The organism is Niveispirillum sp. FG156, from assembly GCF_057809555.1.
The window spans coordinates 73,639-83,165 of record NZ_JBMDKE010000030.1 but is presented as its reverse complement, the minus strand read 5'-3'; the positions used below and the strand labels follow the sequence as shown (position 1 = coordinate 83,165).

11 protein-coding genes and 1 tRNA gene are annotated in these 9,527 nt (G+C 63.9%); 8 read left to right on the top strand and 4 right to left on the bottom strand.

The genetic code is table 11. From position 1 onward, the window contains the following. Nucleotides 1-245: 245 nt before the first annotated feature. From ACODSP_RS19140 to lptB, 5 genes are all read left to right on the top strand, one after another. Nucleotides 246-330: transfer RNA gene (locus ACODSP_RS19140), tRNA-Leu, on the top strand. A gap of 170 nt (nt 331-500) precedes the next feature. Then, nucleotides 501-1,115, top strand: a complete 615-nt coding sequence (locus ACODSP_RS19135; RefSeq protein WP_444735048.1) for a ribonuclease D — start codon at nt 501-503, stop codon at nt 1,113-1,115. 122 nt (nt 1,116-1,237) lie between these two features. Continuing rightward, nucleotides 1,238-1,921 carry an LPS export ABC transporter periplasmic protein LptC gene (gene lptC / locus ACODSP_RS19130; protein ID WP_488967148.1) on the top strand — a complete coding sequence of 228 codons (684 nt, stop codon included), beginning with the start codon at nt 1,238-1,240 and terminating at the stop codon, nt 1,919-1,921. Continuing rightward, on the top strand, nt 1,918-2,868 hold the full coding sequence (locus ACODSP_RS19125) for an LptA/OstA family protein (RefSeq protein ID WP_488967147.1): 951 nt from the start codon (nt 1,918-1,920) through the stop codon (nt 2,866-2,868). Before lptC ends, ACODSP_RS19125 begins: the two co-directional genes overlap by 4 nt. Continuing rightward, nucleotides 2,865-3,641, top strand: a complete 777-nt coding sequence (gene lptB / locus ACODSP_RS19120) for an LPS export ABC transporter ATP-binding protein (RefSeq protein WP_488967146.1) — start codon at nt 2,865-2,867, stop codon at nt 3,639-3,641. The genes ACODSP_RS19125 and lptB overlap by 4 nt, the downstream gene beginning before the upstream one ends. Nucleotides 3,642-3,774: 133 nt before the next feature. Here the strand turns inward: lptB and ACODSP_RS19115 are convergent, their stop codons facing one another. Together ACODSP_RS19115 and ACODSP_RS19110 are read right to left on the bottom strand one after the other, a co-directional pair. Further along, a complete protein-coding gene (locus tag ACODSP_RS19115) occupies nt 3,775-5,073 on the bottom strand; it encodes an MFS transporter (RefSeq protein WP_488967145.1) in 1,299 nt (432 codons plus the stop codon). Then, nucleotides 5,057-5,683: a PadR family transcriptional regulator gene (locus ACODSP_RS19110; RefSeq protein WP_488967144.1), complete on the bottom strand. Its 627-nt coding sequence runs from the start codon at nt 5,681-5,683 to the stop codon at nt 5,057-5,059. Before ACODSP_RS19110 ends, ACODSP_RS19115 begins: the two co-directional genes overlap by 17 nt. A gap of 301 nt (nt 5,684-5,984) precedes the next feature. On the opposite strand from ACODSP_RS19110, the gene rpoN reads away from it, so the two are divergent. The 3 genes from rpoN (at nt 5,985) to ptsN (ending at nt 8,777) form a co-directional block, all read left to right on the top strand. Then, nucleotides 5,985-7,517, top strand: coding sequence for an RNA polymerase factor sigma-54 (gene rpoN, locus ACODSP_RS19105; RefSeq protein ID WP_488967143.1), 1,533 nt, complete (start codon nt 5,985-5,987; stop codon nt 7,515-7,517). Nucleotides 7,518-7,631: 114 nt separating this feature from the next. Next, the gene (gene hpf / locus ACODSP_RS19100) at nt 7,632-8,249 is read left to right on the top strand and encodes a ribosome hibernation-promoting factor, HPF/YfiA family (RefSeq protein ID WP_488967142.1); all 618 of its coding nucleotides are present in this window, start codon (nt 7,632-7,634) and stop codon (nt 8,247-8,249) included. Between the two features lie 69 nt (nt 8,250-8,318). Further along, nucleotides 8,319-8,777 carry a PTS IIA-like nitrogen regulatory protein PtsN gene (gene ptsN, locus ACODSP_RS19095; RefSeq protein ID WP_488967141.1) on the top strand — a complete coding sequence of 153 codons (459 nt, stop codon included), beginning with the start codon at nt 8,319-8,321 and terminating at the stop codon, nt 8,775-8,777. Between the two features lie 97 nt (nt 8,778-8,874). Here the strand turns inward: ptsN and ACODSP_RS19090 are convergent, their stop codons facing one another. Together ACODSP_RS19090 and ACODSP_RS19085 are read right to left on the bottom strand one after the other, a co-directional pair. Then, on the bottom strand, nt 8,875-9,231 hold the full coding sequence (locus tag ACODSP_RS19090; protein WP_488967140.1) for a helix-turn-helix domain-containing protein: 357 nt from the start codon (nt 9,229-9,231) through the stop codon (nt 8,875-8,877). Next, nucleotides 9,197-9,469, bottom strand: a complete 273-nt coding sequence (locus ACODSP_RS19085; RefSeq protein WP_488967139.1) for a BrnT family toxin — start codon at nt 9,467-9,469, stop codon at nt 9,197-9,199. Before ACODSP_RS19085 ends, ACODSP_RS19090 begins: the two co-directional genes overlap by 35 nt. Nucleotides 9,470-9,527 lie beyond the last annotated feature (58 nt).

Sequence of the window (9,527 nt, the reverse complement as noted above, 5' to 3'; positions counted from 1 at the left end):
TTTCAGGTACCTGTACCGCAAGGTGTGGAAGTTCGAGTCTTCTTCTGGGCACCATTCCGATGTAACGCATTTAAGGCCGCCGGTTAATCCCGGCGGCCTTAAGCGTTTCTGGGCCAATCGCAGCGCGCCAAAAATTGCGTCGAGAAAAAATCAACAAACCTGTTGACGCCCGCAAAGCCCCCCTTTATACAGCCGCTCCACGACGCGCCGCCCATCGGCAACGACGGAAAGCGCGGTTCGGATACGCCCAGATGGCGGAATTGGTAGACGCGCAGGTTTCAGGTACCTGTACCGCAAGGTGTGGAAGTTCGAGTCTTCTTCTGGGCACCATCCGCATTAACGCTCTTAAGGCCGCCGGCAACCCCGGCGGCCTTAAGCGTTTTTGGCCCTTCCCCTCGCCTCGGCATCGGACCCTTGCGGCATCGCCCCTTGCGATGAACGGTCCGGCAACCGATAAGGGGAAGTGCGCACATAATTTCTGCCAGCAAGGAACACAGCTCATGGCCCAGATCTCCCTTTACGATGGTGACCTGCCCGACGGCCTGGACCTGGGGCCCGTCGTCGCCGTCGATACGGAGACCATGGGCCTGAACCCGCATCGCGACCGGCTGTGCCTGGTGCAGCTGTCGTCCGGCGATGGCAATGCCCATCTGGTGCAAATCCGTAAGGGCCAGACCCTGGCCCCCAACCTGAAGCGCCTGATGGAGGACCCTTCGGTCCTGAAGCTGTTCCATTTCGCGCGCTTCGATGTCGCCGTGCTGTACAAGGCGCTGGGCATCACCTGCGCCCCCATCTATTGCACCAAGATCACCTCCAAGCTGGTTCGCACCTCCACCGACCGGCACGGGTTGAAGGATCTGTGCAAGGAGATGACGGGGATCGAGCTGTCCAAGCAGCAGCAGTCCAGCGACTGGGGCGCCTCGGACCTGAACGAGGAACAGCTGAAATACGCTGCTTCCGACGTGCTCTACCTGCATCAGATCAAGGAAAAGCTGGATGCGCTGCTGGAGCGCGAGGGAAGGCGCGAACTGGCGGAGGCCTGCTTCGCCTTCCTGCCGGCGCGCGGCAAGCTGGACCTGCTGGGCTGGGAAGAGCCCGATATCTTCTCGCACTGACCTTGATGCGCGCTGACAGCATGGCGGGCCGGCCCTGTGCGGCCCGTCACAGAATTGCCGTCCTGTTCTGTCATCTGCTGCGCCCCTGACACCTGAACATCCGCAAGGACATTTCCCCACCCATGGCCACCGCCCCCGCCCCGTCCAACCGGCCCACCGCGCCGCGCCTGCCGGCAGGCGGCGGACGCGATCCGTTTGCGCACAGCAAGGCGGTCCGGGTGGCGCGGGTGGCGCTTCCGGCGGTGGCGGGTGTGGTGCTGCTGACCATCTTCATCTGGCCGCTATTCGGCGGATCGTCGGACAAGTCGAAGCCGGGACCAGCACAGGGCGACCTGGAACTGACCCAGGCCCGCTATCTGGGCACCGACAAGGGCGACCAGCCCTTTGAGATCAGGGCCGAACGCGCCGCACAGCAGGGCGGGGGCCGGTCCACCGTCGACCTGACGGTGCCGCAGGCGGATATCACGCTGAAGCGCGGCGCCTGGCTGTCCATGGCGGCGGCCAAGGGTGCCTATGATCAGGACAAGCAGGTTTTGTCCCTGCAAGGCCCGGTCAGCTTCTATCACGGGTCAGGCTATGAGTTGCGCACGCAAGAGGCCATACTGGACGTGAAGAAGGGTATCGCCTGGGGCAACAGGCCCGTGGAGGGCCAGGGGCCGATGGGAACGGTGGAGGCCGGTGGCTTCCGCGTGTTGCAGGATGGCGATGTGCTGGTCTTCACCGGCCATGCGCGGCTGCGGGCCTTTGGGGCGGGGTCGGGCCAGACGGCTCAAACGAATGACAAGCCGGGGGCAACGGCACCATGAAGTCTGTGATGCGGGTGAATATCGGGTGGGGCCGCCGTCTGGCACCGTTGGCGCTGGGTCTGGCGCTGGCCGCCGGCACCGGTCTGGCGCAGCAGGCACCGGTATCGGACGCGCCCGCCACCGCCACCCCCTCGCTGGAGATTGGCGGATCAAAGCCGATCGAGGTCGATGCCCCGGCCGGGTTCGAATATCACGATAAGTTGCAGGTCGCCATCGCGCGCGGCGGGGCCACGGCCACGCAGGGCGACATGGTCCTGACCGCCGACACACTGGCCGCTTATTTCCGCAAGACCAAGGATGGCGGGAACGAGGTCTATCGCCTGCTGGCCGAAGGCAATGTGCAGCTGAAGAATACCGACCGCACCGCCCACGGCTCCCGCGCCATCTATGACCTGGACAAGTCGGTGGCGGTGCTGACGGGCGAAGGCCTGCGCCTGACCACCCCGACCGAGACGGTGACGGCCCGCGACAGTCTGGAATATTGGCGTGAGCAGGAACTGGCGGTCGCGCGGGGCGACGCGCTGGCCGCCCGGCCGCAGGACCGTATCCGCGCCGACCGTCTGGTGGCGCTGCTGTCGCGCGATGCCGGCGACAAGCTGGGCCTGTCGCGCGTCGATGCCGATGGCGGCGTGGTCATCACCACCAAGACGGAAACAGCGCGCGGCGACAAGGGCACCTATGACCTGGATAGCGAGCGTGCGCTGCTGACCGGCAATGTCCGTGTCACGCGCGGCCAGAATCAGCTGAACGGCCCTGCGGCAGAGGTTGACCTGAAGTCCGGTGTCAGCCGTATTCTATCCCGTACGCCGGGTGCCGCCCCGCCAGCGACCGCCCCTGCCACGGGCGAGCGTGTAAAGGGTCTGTTCATTCCCAACCGGCAGGGTGAGGGCGGCATGCCGCAGCAGCCCAGCCCGCCCGCCAACCCGAAGGGGAGCGAGAAGCCATGACCCAGCCAACCCAGGACAAGTCCGCGACCGGCCCGCGTCTGGTCACCGACAATACGGGCCTTGTGGCTTCGCGGATCGGCAAGGCCTATAAAAGCCGTCCTGTCCTGCGCGACATCTCGCTGTCGGTGAACCGGGGCGAGGCGGTGGGACTTCTGGGTCCCAACGGGGCCGGCAAGACCACCTGCTTTTACATCATCACCGGCCTGATCCTGCCCGACCATGGCAGCATCACGCTGGACGGGGTGGATGTCACCTCCCTGCCCATGTATCGCCGCGCGCGGCTGGGCATCGGCTATCTGCCGCAGGAAGCCAGCATTTTCCGGGGATTGAGTGTGGAGAACAATATCCGCGCGGTCCTGGAGGTGGTGGAACCTGACCGCGATATCCGCGAACAGCGGCTGGATGAACTGCTGGCCGAGTTTTCCATCACACATCTGCGCCGCACGCCGGCCCTGGCCCTGTCGGGTGGTGAGCGGCGGCGCGCCGAAATCGCCCGCGCGCTGGCCAGCCAGCCGCACTTCATCCTGCTGGACGAACCGTTCGCGGGCGTGGACCCCATCGCCGTGAACGAGATCCGTGAGCTGGTCAGCCATCTGCGCGAACGCGGCATCGGCGTGCTGATCACCGATCATAATGTGCGCGAGACGCTGGATATCGTGGACCGCGCCTATATCCTGCATGACGGCGTCGTCCTGATGCAGGGCACCCCGTCGGAGATCGTGGCGCACAAGGATGTGCGCCGCGTCTATCTGGGCGAACGGTTCAGCCTGTAACACCGACGGTCAAAATGTTTGACCGTCGGTACGGCGCCGACTGGCGCCGCGCCGCTCATGCGGCGTAGCCGAAGCCCACGGATGTGGGCGCTGGCGATTGAAGGGCTTGAAAGATTGACCATCGGTCAATCTTTCAAGCCGATGGTAAAGAAGCGTCCGCGTCGCGCACGTGCCGGATGGGCGTCAGCACCATGCCGGCCAGGGCCAGGGTGATCAGGCTGACGCCTGCAATCAGCATCATCTGCGTCACGGTCAGTTGCCGCAGCAAGGCGCCCGTGACGGCGGCGGATAGCGGCCCGACGCCCATGAAGATGAACATGAACAGCGACATGGCCCGGCCCAGCATGGCGGGTGGCACGCGCCGCTGCATCCAGGTCCAGACCCGGACCTGCAGGAAACCCGCCATCGCCCCCACGGTGAACAGCAGGCCGATCAGTTGCCACGGTGCCGTGACCAGGGCCGTGGGCAGGAACAGCAGGCCACAGGTCGTATCGACGGCCAGGATGGTCAGGCCCAGCGTGCCAAGCCGCCAGGAGGGCCGCGCCGCCGACACGGCCAGCCCCAGCAAGGTGCCGGCACCATGGGCGGCCAGGACCGCGCCCAGAAGGCCCGCCCCACCCAGACGCTGATCCACCAGCACGGGCAGCCCCACCTGCACCGGCCCCGCGATCAGGGCCGACACCGCCGCAAAATAAAGGCACAGGGCCCGCAGATGCGTGTCGGACCAGAAATGCCGCAACCCCTCCCCGATCGAGCGGAACAGACCCGTGGCCGCCGCCGCCGGGTCGGCCATGGCCGCCCTGACCTTGGACAAGGTCCAGGCCGACAGGGCGAAACTGGCCGCGTCCAGCAGGAAGGCGATGCCGGTGCCGCTGTCCTTCGCCCCCGTCACCGCCGCATCACCCGGCGCCGACAGGGCGATCAGCAGCCCGGCCAGAGCCGGGCCCAGCAGCAACGCCACCTGCCGCAGTCCCATCATCACGCCATTGGCCGCCGCCAGCTGTCCGCGCGCCACGACGGTAGGCAGGATGGAGGTGCCGGCGGGGATCGAGAAGGCGCTGGCCAGCCCGATACCAAGCGCCAGCGGATAGAGCGCCCAGAGCGGCAATGTATCGAACCAGACCAGCGCGCCCAGCAGGCCCAGCAGCACCGTATTGACATGCTTGGTCAGCATCAGGACGCGGTGGGCGGAATAACGGTCGGTCAAGGCCCCGCCGACCAGGATGAACAAGGCGCGCGGCACCCCCATGATGGCTAGCACCAGCCCCAGGGCCAGCGTATCGCCCGTCAATTTCAGCATCAGCCAGGGCATGGCCAGCAGCGTGAACTGATCCCCCAGCATGGAAATGACCCCGCCAGCCAGCAGCCAGCGAAAATTGCGGTTGGCAAACAGGGCGCGGCGCGCGGCGGCGGCCTCAGGCGTTTTCATCATTCGGTTCCGTGTTGGGGGCCTGTTGCTGGAAATCGGCAGGGATGAGGCCTGCCGATGTCAGGCCGGAAATATTGGCATCGCGGGCACCGGCCTGGACCGCCGCGATCACCCGTTGCAGCCACGATACCTCCAGGGCGGCGGTATCGCGGCAATGCTCCATGAGAAGCTGGCTGCCGGTGGAGAGCATCCCGCCCATGCCGGTCAGCAGGCCCGTCAGCATGGCGTGACCCTCCCTGTACGCGGCCATCCGTTCCGTCAGCAGCGGCAGGATGGCGGCAGGGTCGGCGCGGTGCAGGAACATCAAGGCCGGATGCAAGGGGTGAAAGGCCGGCTGCCGCAGGCTGAACTGTTCCACCATCAAGGTGGAGAAATGGTCCCGCCCGCTGTCGGTCAGGGTATAGACGGTGCGCGCGCCACCACGGGCCACCCGCTCCTCCCCCACCGCCCGGATATGGCCTTCCTTGGCCAGTTGCCGGACCGCGTAATAAAGTGTGCCGACATCCATATCGACATAGCGGTCGACCATGGCGTGGGTCAGGCGTCGCTTGATTTCGTAGGGATGCATATCCCCACGATGCAGGATGCCTAGGATGAGGAGCGCTGCTTTCATAGTTTAATTAAACTATTCAATTCTGAACACCATGCCAAGCAAAATCCCGCAAGCCCGATGGAGCAAGGGTTTGGCAGAAAGCAATGGAATAATTTTCGGCCTCGCCGGGCCTAACTGTTGCGGGCATGCGTCTTGCATCGTACCTTGAGCCTCGCTGGGAACAGCCGACGGGGGTATGCCAGCCGAGTGGCCGTCAGGGATGATGGCAGCGGCGTTTCAAGGATCACCACCGTCGGGCCTTTGAACCGGCATTGGTGCAACCGGCAGAAATAAGCCCGTCAGAACAGGTTTTTCGGCAAGAATGGCGCTCCAGCAACGGCTCGATATACGCCAGGCACAGTCGCTGGTGATGACGCCGCAGCTTCAGCAGGCGATCAAGCTTCTTCAGCTGTCGAACCTGGAGCTGGCCGACTATGTGGACCAGGAGCTGGAACGCAATCCGCTGCTGGAACGCGATGACGGCAATGACTGGAACGACGCGCCCACCACGGGCGTGGACCGGGAGGAAGCGCCGACCCCCGTGAATGAAAGCCGGGTGGCCGACACGGTAGAACTGGCCACGTCCGACCGGATGGCCGGGTCCAACGATGCGCCGCTCGATACCGATTTCGAAAATGTTTACACCAACAGCTCCGCCGCCGACATGGACAGTGCGGGGCTGGGGTCGGGAGAGCAGTTTGGCGACTGGTCATCCCGGTCGGGCGGATTCGATGATGATGGCGAGGGGTTCGAGGCAACCCTGACAGAGAGGCCGAAGCTGCGCGACCATCTGGAAGAACAGATTACGATGGATTTTCCAGACCGGCTGGACCGGCTGGTCGCCTACGCCCTGCTGGACCATCTGGACGAGGCCGGGTACTTCACCGGTAATCTGGAGGAAGTGGCGGTCCAGCTGGGTTGCGGGCTGGAGCAGGTGGAAACGGTGCTGCTGCGCATGCAGCGCTTCGACCCCGCCGGCATCTTCGCGCGCACGCTGGCCGAATGCCTGGGCAACCAGTTGCGGGAGAAGAACCGCCTGGACCCCTGCATGCAGGCGCTGCTGGCCAATCTGCCCTTGCTGGCGGCGCGCAATCTTCAGCAATTGCTGAAGGTCTGCGGCTGTGACGCCGAAGACCTCTCGGACATGGTAGCCGAGATCAGGGTGCTGAACCCGAAGCCGGCGCTGGCCTTTGATTTCGAACCCGTCCAGACGGTGGTTCCCGACATCCTGATGCGCGCCAGCCCCGGCGGCGGCTGGATCGTGGAGCTGAATACCGAGACGCTGCCCCGCGTCCTAGTCAATCAGCGCTATCACAGCCGCGTGAACACGGGTGCCCGCAGCAAGGCCGACAAGGAATATATCGCCGAACAGTTCCAGTCGGCGAGCTGGCTGGTGAAAAGCCTGCATCAGCGGGCCAACACCATCCTGAAGGTCGCGACCGAGATCGTGCGCCAGCAGGACGCCTTCTTCCTGCACGGCCTGCAATTCATGAAGCCCCTGATTCTGCGCGATATTGCAGAAGCCATCGGCATGCATGAAAGCACCGTCAGCCGGGTTACCACCAATAAGTTCCTGTCCTCCCCGCGTGGGGTGTTCGAACTTAAATACTTCTTCACCTCCGCCATCCAGGGTGCCGACGGCCAGGCGGCCCATTCGGCAGAGGCTGTGCGTTATCGCATCAAGGCCCTGATCGATGCGGAAAAGGCAGATGACACCCTGTCCGATGATAAAATCGTGGAAATCCTGCGTGCCGATGGGATCGACATTGCACGCCGGACGGTGGCGAAGTATCGTGAAGGCATGAAGATCCCTTCTTCAGTCCAGCGCCGTCGGGAAAAGGCCCTTGGGTTGTAACCCCTGCGCTGGCCGCTGAAGGAATACCCATCCTGGGACTCCCGGTCTGGATGCCGGTTCCTGGATGACGGTTCCTTCGGGTCAGGCCATGCGCCCTGAAACGACAGGTCGAATATGCAAGTTACCGTCAAAGGCAAGCAACTGGATGTGGGCGATGCACTGCGGACCCATGTGAAGGATCAGCTGGCATCGATGGTCGGAAAATATTTCGGGAACCCTATGGAGGCGACCGTCATCCTCTCGAAGGATGCGCATCTGTACAAGGCCGATATCCAGGTGCATGTCGGTCGCGGGATTCTGTTGCAGTCGAACGCCGAAGCCACGGAACCCTATCCCGCCTTCGACGAGGCTGCCGACCGCGTGGCCAAGCGTCTGCGCCGTTACAAGCGTCGTCTGAAGGATCATCATGAACGGACCACGCTGAACCAGCTGCCCATTCAGGCCGCCCGCAAGTACATCCTTGAAGCGGAGACGGATTCCGACGATTATGCGGCGGATGAAGCGCCGGCTCCGGAAGGGAACGGGCATCACGGCGTGGTCGTCGCGGAGATGGAAACTTCCATCGAAATGCTGACGGTCAGTGACGCGGTGATGCGCATGGACCTTGGCGAGCTGCCGGCATTGATGTTCCGCAACCGCGCCCATGGCGGGTTGAACATGATCTATCGCCGGCCCGATGGTAACATCGGCTGGGTAGACCCTGCCGGGGCGGCCGGGTCGGTGAAACAGTAAGGTGATGCGTACCCCATGGCTCTGTCCCTACGTTCCGTATCCCCTTCATTCCAGACCCCTTCGGCAGCGATGAATGATCTTTTGACGCCGGAGGCGATCCTCCCGAACCTGAAGGCCGGCTCCAAAAAGCAGGTCCTTCAGGAACTGGCGAAGAAGGCGGCCGACCTGACCGGCCAGCATGAACGGGCCATTTTCGACGTGCTGGTGGAACGTGAACGCCTGGGCACCACGGGCGTGGGGCGCGGCATCGGTATCCCGCATGGCAAGCTGCCGGGCCTGACCGGCGTCATGGCCATTTTCGCCCGGCTGGAAAAGCCGGTTGATTTCGAGGCGATCGACGAACAGCCGGTGGATTTGATCTGCCTGCTGCTGGCCCCGGAAGGGGCTGGTGCCGATCACCTGAAGGCCCTGGCACGCGTGTCACGCGCTCTGCGGGACCCGGTGCTTTGTGACAAGCTGCGCGGCGCGGAATCGGGCGACGCCCTTTTCGCGCTGTTGGCCCAGACCGAACAGGTGAATGCCGCGTAAGGGTTTGGGCTTGGTATGAGAGTGGTGAAACCGGCGTCCCGGCAACGGGGCGCCGGTTTTGCGTTTAGGGGTGCTTTGAAACACGGTCGATTGCCGGCTACGTCTCCCGTTTCCCAAGCGCCGTACTAACCATATCGGGAGCATGGGCGATCACCTTGAGATAGGCGCGCGTGGCTGCATCAGGCTCCTTCCGGCTTTGCTCCCAATCGCGCAGGGTCGCGACCGGGATATGGAAGCGTGCAGCAAATTCCTCCTGGCTCAATCCCAAAGCCCGACGAATGACCCGAACCTGTGGTACGCGGCGCAGCCGCGATATCTGTTCAGGGGTCAAAGGCTGCGCATCGGGGTCCGACAGGGCCGCCGCATGGCTTTCCTCTCCGGTCATGGCGTCCAATCGAGACCAGTCGTGACCGGCGGTGTCAGGCATTTGCTTCATGATAATATCGGCGCTCATAGGCTTCCGCTCTCCGTGCAGAAATCAGGCGGACATTGCCGTTCCGCTCGACATAGGTGACATGGAGCACCCGCCCGTCCACCATGCCGAGGATCAAGAAACGATCCTCCCCATAGTCCTGACTGTCATCCTGCCATTCCACGGCGAACGGGTCTTTGAAGACCGCGCAGGCCAACTCGAAGCTCACATTATGCTTCACAAGGTTGGAGATGGCCTTGGCTGGGTCCCACCCGAACATGGCGCCCTCAAGCAGACTACTGCAAAGCCGTAGTTTTCGCAATCGCACGGCGGAGGAC

What these genes read in the sequence shown, in the direction of transcription:
- ACODSP_RS19090 (WP_488967140.1), bottom strand. Translation starts at nt 9,231, where the DNA reads ATGAGCGCCGATATTATCATGAAGCAAATGCCTGACACCGCCGGTCAC.
- ACODSP_RS19085 (WP_488967139.1), bottom strand. Translation starts at nt 9,469, where the DNA reads ATGTTCGGGTGGGACCCAGCCAAGGCCATCTCCAACCTTGTGAAGCAT.
- ACODSP_RS19115 (WP_488967145.1), bottom strand. Translation starts at nt 5,073, where the DNA reads ATGATGAAAACGCCTGAGGCCGCCGCCGCGCGCCGCGCCCTGTTTGCC.
- ACODSP_RS19135 (WP_444735048.1), top strand. Translation starts at nt 501, where the DNA reads ATGGCCCAGATCTCCCTTTACGATGGTGACCTGCCCGACGGCCTGGAC.
- ACODSP_RS19125 (WP_488967147.1), top strand. Translation starts at nt 1,918, where the DNA reads ATGAAGTCTGTGATGCGGGTGAATATCGGGTGGGGCCGCCGTCTGGCA.
- lptB (WP_488967146.1), top strand. Translation starts at nt 2,865, where the DNA reads ATGACCCAGCCAACCCAGGACAAGTCCGCGACCGGCCCGCGTCTGGTC.
- hpf (WP_488967142.1), top strand. Translation starts at nt 7,632, where the DNA reads ATGCAAGTTACCGTCAAAGGCAAGCAACTGGATGTGGGCGATGCACTG.
- ACODSP_RS19110 (WP_488967144.1), bottom strand. Translation starts at nt 5,683, where the DNA reads ATGAAAGCAGCGCTCCTCATCCTAGGCATCCTGCATCGTGGGGATATG.
- ptsN (WP_488967141.1), top strand. Translation starts at nt 8,319, where the DNA reads ATGAATGATCTTTTGACGCCGGAGGCGATCCTCCCGAACCTGAAGGCC.
- lptC (WP_488967148.1), top strand. Translation starts at nt 1,238, where the DNA reads ATGGCCACCGCCCCCGCCCCGTCCAACCGGCCCACCGCGCCGCGCCTG.
- rpoN (WP_488967143.1), top strand. Translation starts at nt 5,985, where the DNA reads ATGGCGCTCCAGCAACGGCTCGATATACGCCAGGCACAGTCGCTGGTG.